19 protein-coding genes are annotated in these 23,265 nt (G+C 55.2%); 11 read left to right on the top strand and 8 right to left on the bottom strand.

The genetic code is table 11. The features are described from left to right. The first annotated feature begins 90 nt into the window (after window positions 1–90). Complete coding sequence (locus tag SH248x_RS14155) at window positions 91–1,110, top strand: SDR family NAD(P)-dependent oxidoreductase (RefSeq protein WP_459554933.1); 1,020 nt, start codon at window positions 91–93, stop codon at window positions 1,108–1,110. Window positions 1,111–1,119: 9 nt separating this feature from the next. On the opposite strand, the gene SH248x_RS14150 is transcribed toward SH248x_RS14155, so the two are convergent. The 3 genes from SH248x_RS14150 to SH248x_RS14140 form a co-directional block, all read right to left on the bottom strand. Next, the gene (locus tag SH248x_RS14150; protein ID WP_459554932.1) at window positions 1,120–1,353 is read right to left on the bottom strand and encodes a type II toxin-antitoxin system RelE/ParE family toxin; all 234 of its coding nucleotides are present in this window, start codon (window positions 1,351–1,353) and stop codon (window positions 1,120–1,122) included. A gap of 55 nt (window positions 1,354–1,408) precedes the next feature. Continuing rightward, entirely contained in the window at window positions 1,409–1,672 is a 264-nt protein-coding gene (locus SH248x_RS14145) for a ribbon-helix-helix domain-containing protein (RefSeq protein ID WP_459554931.1), read from the bottom strand. Window positions 1,673–1,786: 114 nt separating this feature from the next. Beyond that, window positions 1,787–4,150, bottom strand: coding sequence for an arylsulfatase (locus SH248x_RS14140; RefSeq protein ID WP_459554930.1), 2,364 nt, complete (start codon window positions 4,148–4,150; stop codon window positions 1,787–1,789). Between the two features lie 259 nt (window positions 4,151–4,409). Between SH248x_RS14140 and SH248x_RS14135 the strand changes: the two genes are divergently transcribed. From SH248x_RS14135 to SH248x_RS14125, 3 genes are all read left to right on the top strand, one after another. After that, on the top strand, window positions 4,410–5,228 hold the full coding sequence (locus SH248x_RS14135) for an enoyl-ACP reductase FabI (RefSeq protein ID WP_459554929.1): 819 nt from the start codon (window positions 4,410–4,412) through the stop codon (window positions 5,226–5,228). Between the two features lie 261 nt (window positions 5,229–5,489). Continuing rightward, entirely contained in the window at window positions 5,490–6,380 is an 891-nt protein-coding gene (locus SH248x_RS14130; RefSeq protein ID WP_459554928.1) for a fumarylacetoacetate hydrolase family protein, read from the top strand. A gap of 348 nt (window positions 6,381–6,728) precedes the next feature. Then, window positions 6,729–7,079, top strand: a complete 351-nt coding sequence (locus tag SH248x_RS14125) for a PilZ domain-containing protein (RefSeq protein WP_459554927.1) — start codon at window positions 6,729–6,731, stop codon at window positions 7,077–7,079. Window positions 7,080–7,217: 138 nt separating this feature from the next. Here SH248x_RS14125 and SH248x_RS14120 read toward each other — a convergent pair whose 3' ends face one another. Continuing rightward, window positions 7,218–7,583: a VOC family protein gene (locus SH248x_RS14120; protein WP_459554926.1), complete on the bottom strand. Its 366-nt coding sequence runs from the start codon at window positions 7,581–7,583 to the stop codon at window positions 7,218–7,220. A gap of 620 nt (window positions 7,584–8,203) precedes the next feature. Between SH248x_RS14120 and SH248x_RS14115 the strand changes: the two genes are divergently transcribed. The 4 genes from SH248x_RS14115 (at window position 8,204) to SH248x_RS14100 (ending at window position 17,702) form a co-directional block, all read left to right on the top strand. After that, entirely contained in the window at window positions 8,204–10,426 is a 2,223-nt protein-coding gene (locus SH248x_RS14115) for an efflux RND transporter permease subunit (protein ID WP_459554925.1), read from the top strand. 316 nt (window positions 10,427–10,742) lie between these two features. Next, entirely contained in the window at window positions 10,743–11,873 is a 1,131-nt protein-coding gene (locus SH248x_RS14110; RefSeq protein WP_459554924.1) for an SDR family oxidoreductase, read from the top strand. Window positions 11,874–12,280: 407 nt separating this feature from the next. After that, window positions 12,281–14,482 carry a DUF1559 family PulG-like putative transporter gene (locus SH248x_RS14105; protein WP_459554923.1) on the top strand — a complete coding sequence of 734 codons (2,202 nt, stop codon included), beginning with the start codon at window positions 12,281–12,283 and terminating at the stop codon, window positions 14,480–14,482. Between the two features lie 244 nt (window positions 14,483–14,726). Beyond that, window positions 14,727–17,702, top strand: coding sequence for a M28 family peptidase (locus SH248x_RS14100; RefSeq protein ID WP_459554922.1), 2,976 nt, complete (start codon window positions 14,727–14,729; stop codon window positions 17,700–17,702). A gap of 126 nt (window positions 17,703–17,828) precedes the next feature. Here SH248x_RS14100 and SH248x_RS14095 read toward each other — a convergent pair whose 3' ends face one another. Then, the gene (locus SH248x_RS14095; protein ID WP_459554921.1) at window positions 17,829–18,290 is read right to left on the bottom strand and encodes a host attachment protein; all 462 of its coding nucleotides are present in this window, start codon (window positions 18,288–18,290) and stop codon (window positions 17,829–17,831) included. A 201-nt stretch (window positions 18,291–18,491) separates the two neighbouring features. On the opposite strand from SH248x_RS14095, the gene lspA reads away from it, so the two are divergent. The 3 genes from lspA to SH248x_RS14080 all read left to right on the top strand — a co-directional run bounded on the left by lspA (window position 18,492) and on the right by SH248x_RS14080 (window position 20,621). After that, entirely contained in the window at window positions 18,492–19,085 is a 594-nt protein-coding gene (gene lspA / locus SH248x_RS14090) for a signal peptidase II (RefSeq protein WP_459554920.1), read from the top strand. 360 nt (window positions 19,086–19,445) lie between these two features. Further along, window positions 19,446–20,186: a MotA/TolQ/ExbB proton channel family protein gene (locus SH248x_RS14085; RefSeq protein ID WP_459554919.1), complete on the top strand. Its 741-nt coding sequence runs from the start codon at window positions 19,446–19,448 to the stop codon at window positions 20,184–20,186. A gap of 15 nt (window positions 20,187–20,201) precedes the next feature. Further along, window positions 20,202–20,621, top strand: a complete 420-nt coding sequence (locus SH248x_RS14080; RefSeq protein WP_459554918.1) for an ExbD/TolR family protein — start codon at window positions 20,202–20,204, stop codon at window positions 20,619–20,621. Window positions 20,622–20,674: 53 nt separating this feature from the next. Here the strand turns inward: SH248x_RS14080 and SH248x_RS14075 are convergent, their stop codons facing one another. The 3 genes from SH248x_RS14075 to SH248x_RS14065 form a co-directional block, all read right to left on the bottom strand. Beyond that, window positions 20,675–21,001 carry a type II toxin-antitoxin system RelE/ParE family toxin gene (locus SH248x_RS14075; RefSeq protein WP_459554917.1) on the bottom strand — a complete coding sequence of 109 codons (327 nt, stop codon included), beginning with the start codon at window positions 20,999–21,001 and terminating at the stop codon, window positions 20,675–20,677. Then, complete coding sequence (locus SH248x_RS14070) at window positions 20,994–21,215, bottom strand: addiction module protein (RefSeq protein ID WP_459554916.1); 222 nt, start codon at window positions 21,213–21,215, stop codon at window positions 20,994–20,996. The genes SH248x_RS14075 and SH248x_RS14070 overlap by 8 nt, the downstream gene beginning before the upstream one ends. Before the next feature lie 217 nt (window positions 21,216–21,432). Continuing rightward, window positions 21,433–23,175 (bottom strand): 2Fe-2S iron-sulfur cluster-binding protein, encoded by a 1,743-nt coding sequence (locus tag SH248x_RS14065; protein WP_459554915.1) that lies wholly within the window; start codon window positions 23,173–23,175, stop codon window positions 21,433–21,435. Window positions 23,176–23,265: the final 90 nt, after the last annotated feature.

Here is a 23,265-nt window from a genome sequence, read left to right as displayed (position 1 = left end):
AGTCTTGAAAGGAGTGATCCCTTTCTACTTCGTCACTCGGTGAACTTTGTGCGCTCAGGGCCATTCATTTCTCAACAAAAGGTCGATGCTATGAAATCTCTCACCAGACTCGCCCTTTGCGCTGGCTGTGCTTATGCAGGGCTCAACATTGCGAGAAAGATCGTTCGCCTGGGGCGTCATTTTGACTGGAACGGCAAACGAGTCATTATCACAGGCGGTTCACGTGGCCTTGGACTCGTCCTTGCGCGTCAACTGGCAGGGCAGGGGGCTCGCATCGCGATCTGCTCGCGTGACGACTTCCGCCTTCAATCTGCTTTCGAGCAACTTCAGAATTATGACGCCGACATTATCACCATCCCCTGCGATGTCCGTAACAACGACAGCGTTCAGGGCATGGTTGATCAGGTCGCCAATGAATTTGGAGGCATCGATGTTTTGCTGAATGTTGCTGGGGTGATCGAAGTCGGTCCCCTTGATTCCATGGAATTTGATGACTTTGAAAACTCCATGCAGACCAACTGCTGGGGGGCCTTGCGAACCACGCTCGCTGTTCTGCCTTACATGCGCCAGCAAGGTTGGGGACGCATCGTCAACGTCGCGTCTCTCGGCGGCAAGCGAGCCATCCCTCACATGCTCCCGTACGCTGCCAGCAAATTCGCCCTCGTCGGCCTTTCCAATGGACTGCGAGCCGAGCTGCTCAAAGAAAACATCTTCGTCACCACCGCCTGCCCCAGCCTGATGCGGACCGGCAGTCCGCGACATGCCACCTTCAAAGGGAAACACCGCGAAGAATACGCCTGGTTCGCGATCGGCGATTCACTCCCCGTCATGTCGATGGATGCTGAACTCGCCGCCGAACAAATCCTCCGCGCCTGTCAGGACGGCCGTGGCGAAGTCTTCATCCGCAACAACTTCAACATCACCGTCGCCCTGCAGCAACTCTTCCCCGAGTTCACCAACGAACTCCTCAGCCTCGCGGGCTACCTCCTCCCCGAAATGGGAGGCATAGGCCAAAACGCTGCGAAGGGCTTCGAAAGCGAATCCGACTGGACCCGCTCGCCACTTACTTACTACACGCAAAAAGCGGCCCAGGCGAATAACGAGAATTGAGGAATGTTGTTAAAGAAGGTCATCAATACGAGCCAAGATATTCATGCGATCCTGGAAGACGGCGATCACAAGTATCTCTGCACCGACCTCGCGGAAGACAATCACATGTCGACGAAAGTGGATGAAGTACACATCGTCGTGTCGTGCAGTCAGTGTTTTCCAACGCTCAGGTCGCTCGACGGATTCGATGACGAATTGGCCGAGTTCACTGGTATAGAGGTCGGCTTGAGCATCACTCCACATTGTGCTGGAGTATCTCCAAACCTCTTTGAGTTGCCGTTTCGCCGGGAGGGAAAACTTAACTTTCTTCGGCAACGTCACGTCTCGCTTCTGCAATTAGTTCTTGAATGTCGAGTTCGACGAACTCAGAAGGATCGGCTGAAATTCCGTCCCGAATCTGCTGAACCAGCCGGGCGAGTTTTTGTTCTTCAGTTCGTTCATAGTCTTCGCGAATCAGCGAACGTAGATATTCATCCGGCGTGCCATACAAACCATCTGCGATTCGATCGTGGATCAAATCGCGAAGCACGCCAGAAACCTTGATCTGAATGATCTCTTCCATAAAGCCCTCCTGCCTTTACTATTAGCCTAGCGCAGGCATATCGGCCAGTCAATTCCTTGCTTGAACTTCCAGCCACCTCGCCTTCCGAAGTTGCGGAGGCAGCCCGAAATGTCATCACTCCGGCTGAATCTCCACGACGACACTCTCCAGTCCCCCGCTGAACGGAAACGGCGTCTCATACTCTTCCGAGACTGGCGTGCCGGTATCGAATCCGACGTCGAACGTCTCATCCAGTGTGATCCGAAACGCAATGCTCTCCTCGATACGTCCGGACCCGATCTCCTTGTCGTTGGCAAACAGCGTCACCTTCGCTCCAGATCGCGGTGTGTTGGAATCCGTTTTGTAAACGGCCTTCAGAGTCACCTCTCCGGTCGGGATCGATTGTTCTGATTTGACTTCGTAACGCTTCACCCCTGCCAGGTTGTAGTGGTAAACGAGTTTTCCGTCTTTGACATACAGACCAAAGCCTGCGAAGCGTCCTCCCTGCGTTAAGAGCACACCCTCGGCTCCATTCTCCGGAATTTTCGCCTTCGCCGTGATTGTATGCGACACATGTTTCAGATCAGGCGCTGCCCCTTCCGGTAAGCGGATCAGTGGCGGATAGTCAAACTTCGTGCGCCCCTCCGTCAGGCTGGGACGATTCGCGACGTTGAGGCGTTCGACTTTGCGATCGTCCAGCGGCAGCACGTTATAGCGCGCTGCTTCCGCGAAGAACAGCTTTACCAGTTCATTGACTTTCTCTGGATGTTCTTTGGCCAGGTTCTTTGCCTGACTGAAATCCTCCTCGACGTGATACAGCTCCCAGTTCATGTTGAGCAGATCTCCGGCGACATTTTCGCTCAGCCATGGCACGCCTCGAATGGCACTCACCATCCAGCCATCGTGGTACATCCCCTGATTTCCCAGCATCTCGAAATACTGCATCGTCCGATGATCCTCTGCTTTGGCATCATCAAACGAGTAGACCATGCTCGTGCCCTCAATCGGCTTCTGGCTGATGCCGTTGACATGCGTCGGAGCAGGCACCCCGACCATCTCCATCAGCGTCGGCGCGATGTCGATGACATGGTGAAACTGATCGCGAATTTCCCCCTTGGCCTTGATCCGCTTCGGCCACGAGATCGCCATCCCGTTGCGAGTCCCACCAAAGTGACTGGCGATCTGCTTGGCCCACTGAAACGGGGTATCCATTGCCCACGCCCAGGCAGCCGGGAAGTGATTGTAGTGTTCGGGGCCGCCGAGCGTCTGGATGGCGTCGAGCTTCATCTGCATCGGTTCAGGAATGGCATTGAAGAAGGTCATCTCGTTGACGAGTCCTTCCAAACCGCCTTCTGCACTCGATCCATTGTCTCCTGCCATATAGATGATGATCGTGTTATCAAGCTGTCCCATCTCATCGATCGTATCAATCAGACGCCCGACTTCGTGATCGGTGTGTGCCGTAAAGGCTGCAAAGACTTCCATCATCTTCGCAGACACCTTGCGTTGCTCAGCATTCAGCGAGTCCCACGCAGGCAGCGAATCGGGACGTTTCGTCAGCACGGTGTTCGCAGGAATGATTCCCATCCTCTTCTGGCGCTGAAACGTCTCCTCGCGATATTTGTCCCACCCGCCATCGAATTTGCCTTTGAATTTCTCGACCCAGGCCTGTGGCACCTGGTGAGGTGCATGCGTTGCACCCGTCGCGAAATAAACGAAGAACGGCCTCTGCGGCGCGACTGCTTTCCCCGCCCGCATCATCCGGATCGCTTTGTCTGCCAGATCGGTCGTGAGGTGATAAGGACTTCCATCTTGATTGGTCTTCGGCACTTCGAGACGCTTTTTGTTCTCGACCAGGGCAGGGGAGAATTGATCTGTATCGCCGCCGACGAAGCCATAGAAGTAGTCAAATCCCAGTCCATCCGCCCAGCGATCAAACGGCCCTACCAGACTCGTCTCCCAGTCCGGCACGTTATGATTCTTGCCAAACCAGGCATTCAAATAGCCATATTCTCGCAGGACTTCGGCAACCGTCGCCGCATTATTGGGGATGACTCCCGTATAGCCCGGAAATCCGGTTCCGGTTTCGCCAATCGTCCCCGTCGCGACCGAGTGATGATTCCGCCCGGTCAAGAGGGCAGCGCGGGTCGGAGAGCAAAGCGCCGTCGTATGGAAGCGGTTGTATTTCAAGCCGGCATTGGCAACTCGATCAAAAGTCGGTGTCGGAATCCCGCCCCCGAATGTTCCCATCTGCCCGAAGCCACAGTCGTCGATCAGCACCAGCAGAATGTTCGGAGCTTCCTTGATCCCGAAGTTCTGAGGAATCTTCAGCTCAGGCTTCACCGCTGTCGAGTCTTTGTAAGTCAGCCCGATTTTCCCCTCGAACGCTTCTTCGGGACGAGGCAGCTGAGACTGTGCCCAGCCAACTGTCGGAAAAGCCATTCCGAGGAAAACCAGCCACAGCACGCGATTCAAGGGACTCGTCATCAGTGAGCGCATCGCACGTCCTCCGTCAATGGGAACTACTTGGTCAATCTGCCGCCATTTTGCCCAGATCATGAACAGACATGCAATCAACAATCATGAATACTTCTCCCTCTTCTCCAATTCTTCTCGCGACAAGAACACGAACCCATTTCCTCACTCTCCCCCCTGACGCCCAGCGCCTAAACCCGAGCGCCTCGGGAACAATTCCCTTCCCAAAAACTTTCGCTACACTAGAAGCTCCAATTTCGCATCTGCACAAGGAGTGTCTTCCATGGGTCTGTTTACGGGCAAAAAAGGTCTGGTCTTCGGCATCGCCAACGAGCGTTCCATCGCATGGCACATCACGAGCAAACTGGCCGAAGAAGGAGCCGAGATCGGCTTCACCCACCTTCCCGATAAAGATCCAGAACGCCCACGCAACGAGCGTCGCCTCCGTCAGCTCGTCGATTCGATGAACCCCAAGCTGATCATGTCCTGCGACGTCCAGAACGACGCCAACATCGACGAAGTCTTCACCAAGGCCAAAGAAACCTACGGCGAAATTGACTTCGTCCTCCACTCGATCGCGTTTGCCACCCTCGAGGACCTCAAGGGCCCGGTTTACAACTGCAGCCGTGAAGGCTTCAAACTCGCCATGGACATCAGCTGCTACAGCCTGATCGCTCTCGCCAAACGAGCCCGCCAGATCCTCAAGCCCGGCGGAAGCATCCTGACCATGACCTACCTCGGCGGCGAAAAAGTCATCCCCGGTTACAACATGATGGGCATCTGCAAAGCCGCCCTCGAATCGTCCACCGAATACCTGGCTCACGAACTCGGCCCTCAAGGCATCCGCGTCAACGCCCTCTCAGCCGGTCCTCTGAAGACCCTCGCCTCATCAGCAGTCGGTGAAATCGACATGATGATGAAACTCTACGAGACCTTCTCGCCTCTGCGACGCCCGGTCACTCACGACGAAGTCGGCAAGATGGGCATGGTCCTCCTCAGCGACCTCGCCTCCGGCACCACCGGCGAAACCCTCCACGTCGACGGCGGCTTCCACATCATGGGCGGCCCACCTGAAGACGCCTTCAAGGCCCAAGCCAAGTAGAACGTGTTTCCCCTTAAGGGGAGCCGTATTCTGTCCCTTCTCCCTTGAGGGGAGCGGCGTTTCGTTCCTTCTCCCTTGAGGGGAGAAGGTGGCGGCGCTTCGCCGACGGATGAGGGTGGGCGCCAGGCACTCGTTCGCTGCCATCAATTTCGAAAAACGACAGGCAACATCCTTCTGTCTTCCGAACGGTTGAGTCAACCTTCGATCGTGATGTTCCCCTCCAAGCCCTAAACCCCAAGCCCTAAGCCCTACCTACCACCCATGAAACTTGCCAACATCGTCATGGATCAGGAAATCCGAGTCGTCGGCGTTCACGTCGATGCCACCGGAACCAAATACATCGACCTCCACGCCCGCGAGGAAGATTTTCCTCCGACCATCGAATCGATCCTCTTTGAAGATCCCGACTTCGCCTGGACCAGACAGGAGTTCGCGCAGTCCCTGGCGGACAAGAACTTCGTTACCGGCGACCTCCTCCCGCCCGTTTTCGACCCGGGCAAGATCCTTTGCATCGGCCTCAACTACAAAGACCACGCGCTCGAAACCAAGGCCGAGATCCCTTCCGAACCCGTCGTTTTCAGCAAATTCAGCAGCACGATTACCGCTCCTGAACAGCCGATCGTGATTCCACGCGTCTCGGAAAAAGTCGACTTCGAAGCCGAACTCGTCGCTGTCATCGGCGTCCCCGGCAAGAACATCACCGAAAAAGACGCCCTCAAACACGTCGCCGGCTACTGCTGTGGCAACGACGTCTCGGCCCGCGACTGGCAAAAAGGACGTCCCGCAGGCCAATGGCTCCTCGGCAAGACCCCCGACACCTTTGCTCCCCTGGGCCCCTGGTTCGTCACCGCAGATGAAGTCGGCGACGCACAAAACCTCGCCATCAAACTCCGCCTCAACGGCGAAACGATGCAAGACGGCCACACCTCACAGATGATCTTCCCAATCCCCAAACTCATCGCCCACATCTCCCAACTAATCACCCTGGAAACCGGCGACCTCATCTTCACCGGCACGCCGGCAGGCGTCGGCATCGCCCGCGACCCCAAAGTCTTCCTCAAGTCCGGCGACGTCATCGAAATCGAAATCGAAAAACTCGGCCTCCTTCGCAACAACGTCATCCACGAAAACGAAGTCGTCACGGAAGAGTGATCGTAATATCGACTCAATAGCTCCCTTCTCCCCCCGGGAGAAGGTGCCCGAAGGGCGGATGAGGGCATCGCGCCAGTACTCGTACATATGCGCACCGCACACCGAGGTCACCCCGCCACCCGATTCTTCCGTCCCCCCTCGCGACTCATGACACAGACCTCATGACCGCCTCCGCGTGCTCTGCGTTCCAACCTCTTCCCCCACGGAATTTCGAATTCCGAATTTCGAATTCCGTCCTTCTGCCAATTCATGACCTATGGTTGTTCAACCAGTCGCGCAGGCCCTCATTCCCGGGCTCCCAACGAGACGATCGCGACTTTTTGAACACATTGCGTGAAGGAAACAGCCGTGGCGAACGATCCGTGGAGCCGTCCGACAATGGACGATCTGAAGAAAGTTCTCGACAGCATTGGCAAGAAGACGTACGTCGACAGCCGCGCCGCAGAACGCCTTGATCTGTCCATTCCCGCTGAAATCGTAACCTCCCGCGGCAACACCGTCGCAGCCGTCACCCGAGAAATCAGCCGCTTTGGCATCGGCCTGCTCCACAAAGGCGCTATTTCACCTGGTGACGCCACCGTCAAAATGTACTCCGACAGCCAGGAGTTCAAATACGAAGTCAAAATCAGCTGGTGCCAACCCTGCGAAAACGGCATGTTCATCAGCGGCGGCCAGTTCTTAAGCAAAGAACCCGTCTGAATAAATGTTTTCGTCTGACGTGTGCCACGGCTGTGTCAGCCGTGCCGAGTACCGTTCGACGCCCAACCCAAAGCAAACCATCAAGGCACAGACCAAAACGTCTGTGCCTTTTCTTGTTTCTCAACGACTGCTACTTCTTTACGACTCGCCGAGTTCCGTAAGCTCAACACGATGCCCATCCGGATCAGACACGACGGCTCGTCGGCTCCACGGCGATTTCCTGGGAGACAAAACTGCTTGTCCTCCCGCATCGAGTAATGATGTGTATGTTTTATCGACGGACGGTACTGAAAACCCAATTCTTGTTGCTGTCGTTGCTGGTTCCCCATCCTCTAATGGATAAATCTCGAAGACCTGTCCATTGGCTTCATGCGCAAGATGGTTCGGCCCGCTGCCATGAGCATGACGTACCAGTGTTAGCCCGAGCGCAGTATAAAAAATCGCCGCACGATCGAGATCATATGAGCGAATGACAATCAGATTACAGAAGACGGTCTCTGGCATTTCGTCTCATTTCCTCGGTCGAAATTGAACTCATATCTCAAAATCACCACCTTGAGATTTCGGTTCGCCGCCATAAATCGATTAACCGTTTTTTGTTCAGGCTCTTCACCGCGACCTCTGCTCCCCTCCGCGTGTTCTGCGTTCCAGTCTCTCTTCTTCTCTCTTCATTATTCTCTTCCCATCTTCTCCCACCTCCCACTCGCATTCCTTCCCAGCCGTGACGATCCCGCATACTCCCCCAAATTCCCAGCCACGAAACAACTTACGCGTGAACAACGGTCACTCGGAAACCTTAACGATTATAGTGCTGTTGAGTTTTTGACCGTGACAGAACCCCGCAAGAACCGTGTGATTCGGCTTTTACTATGCGTCCTGTCTGGCCTGCGTCTCGATACCTAAAGAGCGACATGGCTTGGCGTTTGACCGTTTGTGTGACCGATTGACCCACGATCCACACGGCCCGATTCTCTCAAAACAGTACGTTTTGCAAGCCGAGACGTTGCGTCCGTCATGACGAGGCTTCCCGGCCCGCGATCACGATGAATTTGATTGACACGGTCTGATGCCGCGAGGCTGAACGTCTTACTTCTGACTGTGTACAGTTTAAGGAACGCGCCCTGGTGTTCTCGCACGTCCTACCGAAACGAATCGATCACTGGATTCTGCTCATCGCGATCCTGACGCTTCCGTTCTTTTATCTCGAATCCAAAAAGCTTCCCTCGAATAATGATGTTCAGACCTGGCTGCCGGTCAATTCTGCGGTCCGCGATCAATACGAACTCTTCAAGGCTGACTTTGGCAACGACGACTTCGTCATCCTTGGCTTAGACACTTCGAAGAACTCTCCTGAAGCCATCGAAGCCATCGCCCGACGTATCGAGCATCTGCCCGTCGTCAAAACGGCTCTGACCAGCGATAAAATCGAAGCCAGCCTGACTTCTCTGGGCATGGCTCCTGAAGAAATCGACAGACGTCTCAACGGACTGTCTCGCTCGAGACTCGGAACTCACGAAGCCGTTCTCGTCTCCCCCGAATCCCGTCTCATGGCTCAGGATCCCCGGGCACTCATGAACGGTATTCACGAGGTCCTCGCCTACTGCAACGTCAACGAAAAAGACGTCCTGATGGCAGGTGGCCCGGTCATTGTCGAAGAACTCGACCGCCTCGGCGGGAGAGAAGCCAACGAAATCTTCTTTACGATTACTCTCCTGATCAGCGCCCTGATCCTTTATGTCTACCTGCGTGACGTCCCGCTGACCATTGGCATTATGGTCATCACCATCTGGTCGATCTCGCTGAACCTCGCGATCGTCAAATGGTTCGGCGGCGAAATGAACTTCATCATGGGCTCGCTCTCCGTGATGGTGATGGTCTTTACCATCGCTAATGCGATTCACGTCGTCCACTATTACCTCCTTGGTCTTTCTCGTGGCGAATCGCTGCAGGAAAGCCTGTGGCACGCCGCTCAACCCTTCATGATGGCTGCGATCACAACCGTCATCGGCCTGTGTTCTCTTGGTGTCAGTGAAATCGTTCCTGTCAATCAGTTCGGGTACTCTGCCTCCGTCGGCTGCATGATCTCGATCTTCGCGGCTCTGGTCTTTGTTCCAGCCTTGCTGCTGCAGCTTGACCTGACCAATGCCAAAGCTCGTTTCGAAGAAGCCCGCGCCGGTTTCGACTGGTATGTGGTCCTCCTTCGTCACCGCAATAAAGTCGTCTTCGCCAGTCTAGCGATCATTATTGTCGGCTCCCTGGGTCTTCCTTATGTCCAGACCCGCATCGAGCCGCTCGACTTCCTTCCCAACAACAGCAAAGCCAAAACCGATCTCGCCCAGGTCGAAAAGCACTTCGCCCCCGTTGACGTCATTGAGATGGTCGTTGACTTCGATGGCGAGAAGGGCGAGTTCCTCGATAAGCTCCGCGTCATCCAGGGTCTTCACAAGCAGGTTTCGTCGCATGAGGACGTGATGCTCGTCACCTCCGCAGCGACGATGTTCCCTTCGGAACTCCCTGCCGACCTGCGTGGCGTCAGTCAGATGCTCAAAAACGCCCAGTCTATGCAGGGTGAGAACATCGAATATGTCACCCCCAACCTTCGCTTCTGGCGACTCTCGGCCCGGATTGATGAACGCGACGTCGGACGTCAGCAGACCATCATCAACCAGCTCGCAGAGATGACCAAAGATCATCATGTCACCTTCACAGGCCTGACTCCACTCCTCAAAACGGCTCAGCTCGCTATCTTCCATGGCTTCTGGGAAAGTTTTGGATCTGCCTTCCTGCTCATCAGCGTCATCATGGTTCTTGGCCTGCGTTCCTTCTGGCTAGGCTTCATGGCGATGCTTCCCAACGTGACCCCGGTTTCGATTCTCTTCGGGATTCTCGGCTGGGTCGGAACGCCTCTCGATATCGGCATGATGATGACCGCCAGTATCGCCCTGGGCATCTCTGTCGACGGGACCTTCCACTTCATGGTGAACTATCGTCACGCCCTCAAGCAGATTCCCGGCAACCGCACACGAGCTGCACACTATGCTCTCCAGGAAGCCGGCAGCCCGATCATTCAGGCCGCCGTGATTTCCAGTCTGGGAATGCTTGCACTCACGTTCAGTACTTTCGGCCCGACCTTCCGGTTCGGCATGATGATGGCTGCGATGCTGATGACGGCCCTTCTGGGAAGCATCATTTTCCTCCCTGCCATCCTCTGTTTAGGGTGTCGCGGTCGTATTGACGAAGCGCTGCCTGCTCCTGCCACTATTCTATCCTTCCTGGCTTCCCCACCTGATGAAACCAAATCCGACGCCCACCCTGCGGAAACCAAGCCCGTCGCGGCTGCTGGTTAACGCCATAAATACCTACTTATCAATGATTTGCAAGACTTTCTGGAGACCACCCCCATGGCCTAATATTCAGAAATTGTAAAAATCTCATTGTCATATCCTCTTAATAAGTTTACCGTTATATCCAAATTGGTTGCTCACACGCTCATCAATGGCTGGGTCGCTTTTTGATGATGACGTTCGACAACATTTCCCAACGAGCCAGATGAAGTGACATAGACTTCCGAGGTCAACGCCTGGAGTCTGGACTGGCAATCGCTTTTGGGGTTGTCGTTTTTCCCCTTTTGAGGTTTCAAATCTGCTTATGAATTACCTTCTCATGACGGGCGCTACCGGTCTCCTCGGGCGCTATCTGGTTCGCGATCTCCTCCTCGCCGGCGTACCCCTCGCTGTCGTCGTTCGCGGTTCTCGTCGTACGTCCGCCAAGGACCGTGTCGAAGCGATGATCCGCTACTGGGAAGAGCAACTCAAACGCGAACTGCCACGCCCAATCGTCCTCACCGGCGACCTGACCGAACCTCTCCTGGGTCTCTCGACTGACGAACAGGAATGGGTCATCTCTAACGTCGAATCCGTTCTTCACAACGCCGCCAGCCTCTCCTTCGTCAGCACCGGCCGCGAAAGTGAACCATGGCGTTCCAACGTCGATGGAACTCAGAACGTCATCGACCTCTGCAAACTCGCCAACATCCGCGAATTCCATCACGTCTCGACCGCCTACGTCGCTGGTCTGCGTGAAGGTGTCTGCAAAGAAAATGAACTCAACGTCGGTCAGCAGTTCGGCAATCCTTACGAAGAGAGTAAGGTCATGGCCGAAGAAATGGTCCGCGCACCGGGCCTGTTCGACAAGCTGACGGTCTATCGCCCAGGGATCATCATCGGCGATTCCGTGAACGGGTTCACGACCACCTTCCACGGTTTCTATGCCGCTCTTCAGTTGTCTTACACACTGAATCGCGCCATGAATGCTCCGGACCATACGGGCATGGGTTACCGTGAGCAGGTCCGTATGACTCTCGACGGTACCGAATCCAAGAACCTCGTCCCCGTCGACTGGGTCAGCGAAGTCATGGTTCACATCATGCTTCAGCCGAAGTTCCACGGCGACACCTACCACCTCACCCCACGCCACCCCGTCACGACCCGCCTCCTGCGAGAAGTCCTCCAGGCGTCTATCGGGTTCTATGGCACCAACATGGTCGGCCACAACACCGTCATCGAAAACCCAACGCAGGTGGAAGAGCTCTTCTACGAGCACATCCATGTCTACAACTCCTACTGGCGAAACGACCCGACGTTCGACACCAGCAACGTCACCCGCGTCGCCCCTCACATTCCATGCCCTCACGTCGACCTGGAACTCCTGATGCGCCTCTCTCAGGTCGCTATCGACATGGGCTTCCAATGGAAAGACAAAACAACAAAATCCCGCGAATCAGTCAGCGTCTAATCACCGCCCTGAATCTCGACTAATAAAGAAAAAGGCTGTCCCCCGGGGCAGCCTTTTTTCGTTCTAAAGGCGAGCGGGGGGTGTCAACCCCCTGTCCTATGTGCCGACAACTTAACTCACCACCCGGAGTACGCGATAGCCTCCCCATATCCCTTCTTCCCCAATCGCAACCACTCGGAATACTCAATCAAAGTATCTCCACGAGAAGCACCGCTCAAGCACGTCACCAGAATTCTCACAGCAAAATAAAGTTCCAGATTGCTTCTGGAAATGTCTATACTGTTTCATTCCTTTCCCGACGGAAAAAGGTGGTCGAGTCTCCAAGACCGGGTGAGGAAGGCCCTCGAATTGTAATACTGCACGCAGCCACAGATTCAACCCTTTCTCTCTTTAACAAGCCTGCTCCCATGAACCTCAAGCTTGTCCTTCTCGTCTTCTCGCTGCTCCTTCCCACCCACGCCTTCTCCGAAGATGCGCTTCCCGAAGCCAAGCTTCTCCCTTCCAAAACTATTGCGCTCGGTACTGCTAAACCTGCCAAAATCCTTGCCTACAAGCCGCTGCGCGACTTTATCGAAACCAGCCTGCTCTTTGATTCCCAGGACATACAAAGCCCCTTCACCTTTCACGACTTCACCAAAGTCGATCGCATCACCATTGCCATTGACCAGCCCTTGATCAACAAGATGGCTGCCTCGGATGGTTTCACCGTCCGACAATTGAAAACCCGCGCGATTCCCGAAGTCAACAGTCTCCGTCAGATCAGCAAGGCGATGCTCGAATACTGTGAACAGTTCGACCGCTTCCCACGCTACAACGGCGACGCGGGTGGTCGATCGACAGGCCTCAGTTGGCGTGTCCACCTGCTCCCATTTCTGGGCGAACTCGAACTCTTCAAAAAGTTTCGCTTCAACGAGCCTTGGGACAGCGAGCACAACAAAGCCCTCATTCCTCTGATGCCCAAAGTCTATGCCGTTGAGGGCATCACCGAACCCGGCAAAACATCCATTCACGTCATCACCGGCCTGAATACGGTCTTCCCTCACAACGCACGAATCGGCACGGCGCGCTCTGAAATTACTGACGGTCTCTCCTCAACCTTCTTTGCCGTCATCGCCGATATTTCGACCGCGACCGAATGGACCCGCCCCGTGGGCATCGAGTACGACTCACTCACCCCCATGGAATGCCTTGGCAAAAAGTCCCCCAACGGGAACTGGGTCCTCCTCTGCGATGGCGGCATCCGACGTCTTTCTCCGCGTGCCCAGAATTCGGAGTTCGCAGCCTACGTCACGATCAACGATGCAAAGGTCCTCGAAACCGTACCCTTTCAGCATGACGTTCAGGCTCCCCTCAACCTGCCGCTCCCGACCATGATCCTCAGCTTCAACGAACCCTTCGACTTGAAGAAACTCGCCCCCCATACCACCGACAAACAATCCTTCAGCGAGTTTACTCTCTACAACTGCAATGGTGTCGGCGTTCTTCCAACGACATCCGAGAGCCCGACCACTTTCATCATCGCGGACACTGTCGACCTGCAGAACCGACTGAGAGCCGGCGCCATGTTCACGAGCAAACCCGATGCACTCCTCGAACATCTCGACGCGACTGCCGACGTTTCTTATGTCATCAATTTTCAATCGCAACGTTCCCTTGTTAAACAATACGTCGACCGCTCCCCGGAATTCATGACGCTCCTCGACTACGAACAACTCAGCCATCACGTCTGGTTCACTGAGCGAAAGCCCGGCGACCTCATCATGAAAGCCACGGCCACCTTTGCAACCCCCAGGATGGCAATCACGAAAGCCGACGAAGTCACTGTTCAATCGAAACAGCTTCAGTCACTCGTCCCGACACTCATTGGCGAGAAAGTCAGTGAGAGCACTCGTCAGCTCATCATCGACCTGGCGACGATCAAAGTCGAACGCGCTGGCGACAAGGTCATCACCTCGATCGCTGCCCCCGCAGGCATTGAAGAGCTGCACGATCAACTCACCCCCATCTTCGCCCAGGCCGCCAAAACCGTCGAACAAACCCGGATCAGCGACAACCTCCGCATGATCTGCAAAGCCATGAATGAGTTTCACAACAAACACGACCGCTACCCATCCACAACCAGCGGCGTCGACAAAGCCATCAAAGGCCTTAGTTGGCGGGTCCATATTCTTCCTTATCTGGGCGAACAGGAACTCTACGACAAGTTCCACCTCAACGAATCCTGGGACAGCCCCCACAACCTGACTCTGACCGAACGCATGCCCAGCGTCTTCAAGTCCCCTGGCATCACCGTCAGCAACAAGACCTGCATCCACATCCTCACGGGCGATGGCACCCCCTTCGACAACGGCAAGTTTCCACGCCTCACCGACTTTAAGGACAGCTTGGCCAAAACCATGATCATCGCCGTCGGAGCCCCCGAGAAAGCAGAGGTCTGGACCAAACCCGGCGGCCTCGAACTCGACATGCGAAAACCCGTCCGCTCCCTTGGCGACTTCGACGAAAAACCAACTCTCGGCATCACCGCCGACGGCACCATCAAAGAAATCACTTTCAACTACCGCGCCGTCGACATGCGAAACCTCGTCAGGAACAAACAAGAAGACTAATCCCCACATATTCACGTAGCCTGCATACCTCCCATCTCCCCCCGGGAGAAGGTGCCCGAAGGGCGGATGAGGGGAACGCGCCAGTATTCCTGCTATAAATGAGCCGAACATGGAGGGCAAAACGCCACTCCATTCTTCTTCCCCACTCATGACTCGCCCCTCAAAACTCAAGACTCCTTTTATCCCTCCTTCCTCTCCCCCTATAATACCCCATCAAACCCCCACCCCGCGGAGAGCCCCTCGAATGCGCCTGCCACTCCTCATCTTCCTTATCTCGTGTGCCACTGGCTATGCCAGTGCTTCTCTGTTGGCAGCTGACACCCCGCTCCTCACCAACACTCGTCAACTCACCTTCGATGGCAAACGCGCTGGCGAAGGTTACTTCAATCACGATGGGAGTCTGCTCGTCTTTCAGAGCGAGCGGAAAGACTCGAACCCGTTTTTTCAGATCTATCTGATGAACCTGGAGGACGGGGATATTGAAGCCATTTCCCCCGGCGTGGGGAAAACGACGTGCGCGTGGATTCATCCCGATAATAACCGCGTCCTCTTCTCCAGCACGCATGAAGATCCGAAGGCGGCTGACAAACAGAAGGAAGAGTTCGAACTCCGCGCTTCGGGCAAAGAACGCCGTTACTCCTGGGACTACGACGAGCATTACGACCTGTACGCCTACGACCGCGACACCAACAAATACACCAACCTCACCAACACCAAAGGCTACGACGCGGAAGCGTCTTACTCGCCCGATGGCGAATGGATCGTCTTCGCCTCCAACCGTCAGGCTTACGATGGGAGTCTTGATGAGGAGGGGAAAAAGAAGTTCGAAGTTGATCCCGCCTGGGCGATTGATCTCTACATCATGAAAGTGGACGGGACGGAATTAAAACGTCTCACTGACTCCCCAGGCTACGACGGCGGACCCTTCTTCTCACCTGACGGCAAATCAATCTGCTATCGTCACTTCGCCGAGAATGGCGCGACCGCTGAGATTATGACGATGAACATCGCCGACGTTTCCAAGCAGCCAGTGGCTGGCACTCCGAAGCAGCTCACCAAGCTCAACGCCATGAGCTGGGCTCCCTACTATCATCCCAGCGGCAAGTACCTGATCTTCACCACCAACCTCCATGGCTTCAATAACTTCGAACTCTACATCGTCGACGCTGAAGGCAAGAAAGCCCCCATCCGCGCAACCGAGACAGAAGGCTTTGACGGGCTGCCGGTTTTTTCTCCCAAAGGGGACCAGCTCGTCTGGACCAGCAACCGCACGACCGGCCAGAAGTCTCAGCTGTTCATCGCCAATTGGAATCATGAAGCGGCGCTGGCGAAACTTGGCTTGATCTCGACCGAGACGGCTTTTGAAGATGTCGATGCGGCTGTCGAGGGAAACAAGAAAGCCAACCGGGCTGAGATTCTCCCGGTCGACATTGCTCGTCACGTCGAGTTCCTGTGTCGCACTGATCTGGCGGGGCGTCTGACGGGCACGGAAGGGGAACGCAAAGCGACGGCTTATGTCGCCAGCTATTTTGAAGATCTTGGCTTTAAGCCCGAAGGAAGTAGTGACAGCTATTTCCAGAACTTCGAATTCACGGCCGGCATTGATCTCGGCCCGAAGAATCACCTCGAAATCACTGGCCCCGAAAAAGGCGCTGGCAAAGTGACCCTCGAAGTAAAGAAAGACTGGCGACCCGTCTCCTTCTCCAAATCCGGCGAACTCCCTGAAAGCAAAGGCGTCGTCTTCGCTGGCTACGGCCTCGTCGTTCCCAAAGCGGATGGCCAGGAAGAATATGACTCTTACGTCCACCTCGACGTCAAAGACAAGTGGGTCGTCATGTTCCGCTTTCTGCCCGAAGACGTTACCCCCGAGCGAAGACAACAACTCGCCCGCTACGCTGGCCTTCGTTATAAAGCGATGACTTCCCGCGACCTCGGCGCCGCCGGCATCATCATCGTCAGTGGCCCGACGTCGAAGGCGAAATCCCAACTCGTTCCTCTCGACTCCGATGGCTCCTTCACCGGCGGCAGTATCCCTCTCGTCAGTATCACTGACGACGTCGCGACTCAACTCCTCAAGTCTGCTGGCAAAGACATTGCTACTCTTCAGAAGAAACTTGACAACGGCGACCTCGCCATGGGCTTCGAACTTCCCGGCGTGCAGATCAGCGGCTCCGTCGACCTCGTCCAGGAAAAACGCACTGGACGCAACGTCCTGGGGCGTCTTCAAGTCGGCGAACAGCCTACGACGACGTTCGTCCTCGTCGGTGCTCACATCGATCACCTCGGCAATGGTCGTAGCAGTTCGTCGCTCGCCAAGGATGATGAATCGAATCTCATTCACTTCGGGGCTGATGACAATGCTTCCGGCGTCGGCGGGATGCTGGAGATTGCTGAGTACCTCGCGGATCAGCAGGCGAAGGGCAAACTGAATTCCAAGCACGACATCGTCTTCGGTGCCTGGTCAGGCGAAGAACTCGGCCTGCTCGGTGCCCACCATTACATCGACGCCCATGGCAAAGACATCATGAACGCGGCCCACTCCGGCCTGATCGGGCTCGACTTCCAGCGGGCGATTGTCGCTGCCTTCAACCTCGACATGATCGGTCGTATGACCGACAACCTTGTGCTCCAGGGGATCGGGTCCTCTCCGATCTGGCGGTCGGAGATCGAACAGCGTAATGTTCCTGTCGGCCTCAACCTGACTCTTCAGGATGACTGCTACCTCCCCACCGATGCGAGCGTCTTCTATATGGACGGCATTCCGATCCTGTCCGCATTCACCGGCTCGCACGAAGATTATCACACGCCGCGTGATACCCCTGAGAAACTGAACTACGACGGAGCCGTCAAGATTTCCAAGCTGATGGCCTTGATCACGAAGTCGGTCGCCCAGAAGCAGGAACTCCCCGCCTACACCGAACAAGCGAAACCTCAGGACCAGGTCCGAGCGAACCTGCGAGCGTATCTTGGGACGATTCCTGACTACGCAGCCGAGGTGACCGGTGTGCAACTTTCGGGTGTTACCAAAGGCGCTCCAGCTGACACGGCCGGTCTCAAGCAAGGGGACATTATTACGGAGTTGGCTGGCAAAAAAATCGACAACATCTATGACTACACCTACGCGATCGAAGCCCTCAAGATCGGCGATGAAGTGACTGCGAAGATCAAACGTGGCAGCGAGTTGCTCGAGTTAAAAATCACTCCCGGTTCCCGCGATTGATCTCGCATCGAGACAGTTCCCTGGCTTGAGGATGCCCTGCAGAAACGAAAAGAAACACGATCATTCTCAATCGATCGTGTTTCTTTTCTATTAAGTCGCTGCGACTAATCGTCTCGGGTACAGCATTTACTTGTCGAGTAATTTTTTACGCAAGTGGGCCTCGATGTCGCGGGGCGACTGGTTGGCGATTTCGAGGTCGAACTCAGCGGTAATGAGTTTGGCCAGAGGACCGCTGCATTTCTTGCGGAGTGTTCCCAGGAGGAGTGACGGAGCAACAATAACCAGTTTCTCAAACTCCTGATGATTTCGACCGGCTTCGAGTGCTTCTAAAGCTAAATCGGCCATGTCATTGGCTCCCTGATGGCGGACATCGGTCGTCGGGTCGCCACTCACGCGAGACCCATCGTCGCCCATGAAACGGCCCGGTTTATCCGTATTGATTTCCTGAGCCTTCTTACGACCGTCAGGGTTGTCCAGGGTCTTGACGAGCTCGAGGTCGGAGAGATCATTTTTGGACGTTCGGAAAAACAGGGCATGGGCACGATCGGCGACGAGAATCCAGGTCACGGTGGCTGTTTGAGCACTCATAGCGGTCTCCACTAATGTCGGAATTGTTCCTACAGCAACGCTGCGTAAGCAGTACTCAATACAAATATCATACCTGATCGCCTGATATCGACGTATTTCTGAGGATTTCGCCGCAAATGCGCGGAGTGGGTTCGTCTATGCCTGATCGCATCAAGACGTTACAGTGGTGTTTTGTCAGGAAAACTGTTCGGGAATGGGAACATGAAGTCTGTGGATAAGCATTTCGCCCGGCGGGCCTTGGAAGTGCTCGCTGTCATCCTGGTCATCGTTGTGGCTGACCAGGCGTCGAAACTGTGGGCGGTCGAGACACTCAAAGGTGAGCCGATGACGTCTTACCTGGGTGACGTGTTTCGCATCGTCTATGCAGAAAACACCGGTGGCTTTTTGTCGCTGGGAAGTACGCTGCCTGCTGCGGCCCGGTTCTGGCTGCTGACGGTCATTAACGGCGTCGTGCTCACGATCGGGTTGACGTATGTGATGGCGTGGCGAAATCTCGGTCCGGTCATCTGGTGGGGAGTGACCTTGCTGGTGGCTGGCGGGATGGGAAATCTGATTGACCGGGTCCGACTGGAGGGGAGCGTCATCGACTTTCTCAACATGGGTATCGGGAATCTCCGTACGGGCATTTTCAACATTGCAGACATCGCAATTTCAGTCGGCGTGCTGCTGTTCTTCATGTCGTCGTTTGCAGTCGAGAAGAAGACGGAAAGTGGCGACTCCAAGACACGGGAGAAACCCGACTCTCATCCCAGTGATACCATCTCTCAAGGGATGGTCGGCTCAGCGGCTCAATAGTGAATACTTAAGGTGGCACAGACATTCCTGTCTGTGCGTACCATCTTCGGACAGACAGGAATGTCTGTCCCACGTCTGAGATTTGTCCAAACATGGTTGTCCAATATTTTCATATCGAGCAGGCGAACGTGGGAGGGCGAACCTCCGTGTGAGCCGCTGCTTTGCATTGCGAAACATCAGCGGTGAGCTGGACTTCGATGGCCTCGACGTCTCTGGCCTTCAGCAAACGATCCGATGTCGACTTGCTGGTGGAACAGTGCAACGCGGGACAGCGGCTCGGACGGAGCCTCGCCCTCCCGTGGGTGCATGCGAGAGTTTTCAAGCAGCTTCACAGAAGTGAGAGTGAGTGTGGAATCAGTCATGCAGAGCATTTGTCTGTTGGCAGCAGGGACGGCGGGAGCCGCAGCCGTTGATTGGCAGGATCTGATTTTGTCCGGTGGCGGAGCAATCGGGTTCGTCATCATGGCGCTCAGCCTGTTTGTCGGCTCGCTGGTCATTCAACAGTTTCTCTATCTGCGAACAGAGAATCTTGCACCGACGGCGATGGTCGAAGACCTGCGAAAGCTAATCGATCTCAGGCAGGGCCAACGTGCGGTGGCGATTTGTCAGGAGAATCCGTGCTTCCTGGCGTCGGTGGTCGAAGCGGGGTTGAGAGAAGTCGACCTCGATTACGAGCATGTCGAGAAGGCGATGGAGGAGGTCGCGGTCGAGCAGTCTTCCAAGCTGTATCGACGACTGGAATACATCAACATCGTCGGCACCATTGCTCCGATGCTGGGTCTTTTGGGAACTGTCTGGGGAATGATCCTGGCGTTTGCGGAGTTCGCAGTACGCCCGAATCCATCCGTAGGGGAACTGGCCCCGGGGATTTATCACGCCCTCGTGACGACGATGTTTGGCCTGACGGTTGCGATCCCCTCGATGTTTGCCTACGGCCTGTTGCGCAACCGGGCGGAAGCAGTCATCGTGGAAGCATCGTTGCGGGCTCAGAGAGTCTTCTCGGGCTACAAGCGGATGAAGTTCAAGTCGGCTCGCAATGCAGCTGTGAAAGTGACTCACGAAGTTTCGTCGGAAGAAGAACCGACGGCTGTGGAACTGTAGCGTGAGGGCGAATGGATGAAAATTCCCTGCCAGAATCGACGCAGCGAGATTGAGTTCAGCCTGACCTCAATGATCGATATCGTGTTCCTGCTGATCATCTTCTTTCTGGTCGCTTCGCATTTCGTCACCGGTGCGAATGAAGAGACGATTCAGCTGCCCCAGTCATCGCTATCCCAGGTTGATCACGACGAGAAGAACACCGTCGTCATCACAGTGACGGAACATGGCTACTCGATGAATAAAGAGCCGTTGTCGCTGGATCAACTGGTCGCAAGAATGGAACTGACGGAGAGTCAGAATGACAGCGACGAGCCGATTGAGTGGAAAGTCAGAACAGATGCGAAAGCACAGTATCGCCTGATCGAGCCGGTGTTAATTGCGTGTGCAAGGCTGCCAAATGCGAAGATGAAGCTGGCGGTTGAAGGCAGGAAGTAGAGATACGGGGTCGAGAAGTCATGGGCTTAGAAATTAAAGGATTCTCGACAATTCTACGGATTTCGTTGCCTCGTCCTCCAGTAGCCAGGAGTTCGACGCTCGTGTGCGACAGCTAATACGAGCAGGCTTTGAGCATCTAAAATCTCGTAGATGATTAAATACGGGAACCCATCAAGCTTAAGCCATCGGCAATTTTCTTTTGGGTAGAGGGGCAGGCTGCTTGGCATGCTTTTAATGCGGGAAAGTGCATCGTCGATTTCGTCCACAAACCGATTCGATACATCAGACCCTGCTTCGCGAAGATACCAACGTCTTGCCTGACGAAATTCCTTTGCGGCATCAGAGTCGAAGATAATTTTCGGTGAAGACTTTTTAGGCATCTATCTCACTCTTGAGTTCTTCCCAAGAGATACCACGACTAGGATCGTTTCGATATGCCTTTCTGCGTCGTTCCAGTTCATTCAACCAGAGTTCTTCATCAGCATTTGCGATATCTGGATTCATGCTTTGCAGTATTTGCGCGACAACTGCCAAGCGGTCTTGCTCCGAAAGGTGCAGAGCGGCTGAGACAACTTCTTCGGCTGTTTGTGACATAGGTGCTCCTGGATAAAATACGGCCCTCATTTTAACATTGGGTTTGCTTGCGATCTATTCTCATTTTCAATGAATAAGAATTCGGAGTCGTCGTAATTTCCCTCGGTGCATTAGCTGGATAGCAGAGTTCCCTCATCCGACCTCGGCTGTATTCATATGCGAACCTGAGGTTCGACTCGGCCACCTTCTCCCCGGGAGAGAAGGATCAGAATGAATGCTACGCATCCAGCGTGACATCGCCTGTCGGGTGTGCCTGGCAGGTGAGGATGAAGCCGGCGGACTGGTCTTTCGCGGTCAGGGCGTCGTGGAATTCCATGTGGACCTGGCCGGAGAGGAGTTTTTGTTTGCAGGTGCCGCAGACGCCTGAGCGGCATTCGAAGGGGAGGTCCAAGCCGGAGTCCTGGGCGGCGTCGAGAATGGTATCGCCTGGTTTGCAGATGATGGACTGGCCGGACTTCGCGAGCGTGATGGTGACGTCGACTTCGGCTGGCTGAGAGGGATCGGTGGCATGCGTGGCGTCCATATCGTCAGCGACTTCCGGCGCGGACGGTGGGGAGACGAAGGCTTCCAGCTCGATCTGTTCGCGTTTAACGCCGTTGTTGGTCAGCAGGTCGATGGTGGCGTCCATCATGGGCTCGGGGCCGCAAAGGTAGATCGGCAGCTGTCGGAAGTCAGGAACATACTCTTCGAGCATCTCCAGGCTGACACGTCCGCGTGCTCCCTGCCACATTGTTTCCAGAGGAGCGCGTGTCAGGGTCAGGCAGAGATTGAGACGGGGCAGGCGAGCGGTCAGTTCTTCAAATTCATGTTTGAAGATGAGATCTGCTTCGGACTTGGCGACGTAGAGGAAGTGGACCGTTCCCTCCCAGCCTTCGTCGGTCAGGTAGCGAGTCATCGACATCAAGGGCGTGATCCCGACGCCGCCAGCGATAAGGAGGACGGAGTCGTGTGTCTTGCCAGTTGACGTAGTCCCATTGAACCAGAAGTTCCCTGCGGGAGCAGCCAGACGCAGGAGGTCACCGGTCTTGAGAGTATCGTGAAGGAATCGCGAGACGAGTCCCTCTGTTTCACGCTTGATCGTCAGCTCAATGAACTCGCGTTGCGAGGGAGCAGATGCAATCGTGTAGCTGCGGGAGATCTTCTTGCCCTCAATGATGAGTTGCAGCGTGACGTACTGGCCGGGGTAATGTTCGAAGGGAATTTCCCCGGTTGGGTGGACTAGCCTGAATGTCTTGACGTTGTGAGTTTCCTGCTTGATGGAAGCGATCTTCAGCTCGCCGGTCCAGAATTTTTTCGCTTTGGCTTTGGCAGCGACGACTTTCTTCGACTTCGTAAACGGGAACAGGAAGAAGCGAGAAACGAGCAGAACACCAAGGACGACGGCGTAGGCGATTGGCTTTGCCTTGTCGGCTTTGACGAGCCAGATGTAATGAATGACGCCGAACGCCGCGATGAAGTAAGTCAGGCGGTGCAGCAGCTTCCACATCTTCGGGCCGAGCAGGTCAATCATGCGGGACGCGGATGTGACTGCCAGCGGGATCATGAGAAGGAGAGCAAGGAGTCCGGGTTGCAGGTAGGGTCTAAGGCTGACTTCTTCGAATGTACTCGTCAGCGACATTTGACGGTCGTAGACGACATAGATGCCGAAGTGGACGAGACCATAGAAGAATGCATACAGCCCGAGAACTCGCCGGATGCTGACAAGGGCGTTCCAGCCGAACAGGGCGCGGATGGGCGTCACCGCGACCGTCAGCATCAGGAACATCATCGACGCGGCTCCGGTGATATGGATCGCGTGATTGACGGGGTTAGGCCCGAGGTTGTTGGTGTAAGACTGCAGCAGTAAGAGCAGCAGAGGGATGATGCCGTTGATGTAAGCGAGTGACTTGAGGAACTTCGCATCGGACATGACGGGCGTCATGCGAGCAGGTTTTGGCGTAGGAGCAGTGGTGGTTGACATGGTTGTCTATCTGAGGTTGTTAAGTGGCTTTTCGGGAGGGCGAGGCTCCGTCCGAGCCGCTGCTATGCGTTGCGAAACTTGAACAGTGAA

Origin of the sequence: Lacunimicrobium album, assembly GCF_052161635.1 — a bacterium.
In the GTDB taxonomy this organism is placed as follows: Bacteria; Planctomycetota; Planctomycetia; order Planctomycetales; family Planctomycetaceae; genus SXPC01.
The sequence above is the reverse complement of the archived record's forward strand: the minus strand, read 5'-3'. Positions and strand labels throughout refer to the sequence as shown.

Excerpts from the sequence above, each read along its gene's own strand:
- SH248x_RS14150 (WP_459554932.1), bottom strand. The coding sequence starts at position 1,353 with ATGTGGAGTGATGCTCAAGCCGACCTCTATACCAGTGAACTCGGCCAA.
- SH248x_RS14080 (WP_459554918.1), top strand. The coding sequence starts at position 20,202 with ATGAAAATTCCCTGCCAGAATCGACGCAGCGAGATTGAGTTCAGCCTG.
- SH248x_RS14135 (WP_459554929.1), top strand. The coding sequence starts at position 4,410 with ATGGGTCTGTTTACGGGCAAAAAAGGTCTGGTCTTCGGCATCGCCAAC.
- SH248x_RS14075 (WP_459554917.1), bottom strand. The coding sequence starts at position 21,001 with ATGCCTAAAAAGTCTTCACCGAAAATTATCTTCGACTCTGATGCCGCA.
- SH248x_RS14130 (WP_459554928.1), top strand. The coding sequence starts at position 5,490 with ATGAAACTTGCCAACATCGTCATGGATCAGGAAATCCGAGTCGTCGGC.
- SH248x_RS14100 (WP_459554922.1), top strand. The coding sequence starts at position 14,727 with ATGCGCCTGCCACTCCTCATCTTCCTTATCTCGTGTGCCACTGGCTAT.
- SH248x_RS14085 (WP_459554919.1), top strand. The coding sequence starts at position 19,446 with ATGCAGAGCATTTGTCTGTTGGCAGCAGGGACGGCGGGAGCCGCAGCC.
- lspA (WP_459554920.1), top strand. The coding sequence starts at position 18,492 with ATGAAGTCTGTGGATAAGCATTTCGCCCGGCGGGCCTTGGAAGTGCTC.
- SH248x_RS14140 (WP_459554930.1), bottom strand. The coding sequence starts at position 4,150 with ATGCGCTCACTGATGACGAGTCCCTTGAATCGCGTGCTGTGGCTGGTT.
- SH248x_RS14120 (WP_459554926.1), bottom strand. The coding sequence starts at position 7,583 with ATGCCAGAGACCGTCTTCTGTAATCTGATTGTCATTCGCTCATATGAT.
- SH248x_RS14070 (WP_459554916.1), bottom strand. The coding sequence starts at position 21,215 with ATGTCACAAACAGCCGAAGAAGTTGTCTCAGCCGCTCTGCACCTTTCG.
- SH248x_RS14145 (WP_459554931.1), bottom strand. The coding sequence starts at position 1,672 with ATGGAAGAGATCATTCAGATCAAGGTTTCTGGCGTGCTTCGCGATTTG.
- SH248x_RS14155 (WP_459554933.1), top strand. The coding sequence starts at position 91 with ATGAAATCTCTCACCAGACTCGCCCTTTGCGCTGGCTGTGCTTATGCA.
- SH248x_RS14095 (WP_459554921.1), bottom strand. The coding sequence starts at position 18,290 with ATGAGTGCTCAAACAGCCACCGTGACCTGGATTCTCGTCGCCGATCGT.
- SH248x_RS14110 (WP_459554924.1), top strand. The coding sequence starts at position 10,743 with ATGACGGGCGCTACCGGTCTCCTCGGGCGCTATCTGGTTCGCGATCTC.
- SH248x_RS14065 (WP_459554915.1), bottom strand. The coding sequence starts at position 23,175 with ATGTCAACCACCACTGCTCCTACGCCAAAACCTGCTCGCATGACGCCC.
- SH248x_RS14105 (WP_459554923.1), top strand. The coding sequence starts at position 12,281 with ATGAACCTCAAGCTTGTCCTTCTCGTCTTCTCGCTGCTCCTTCCCACC.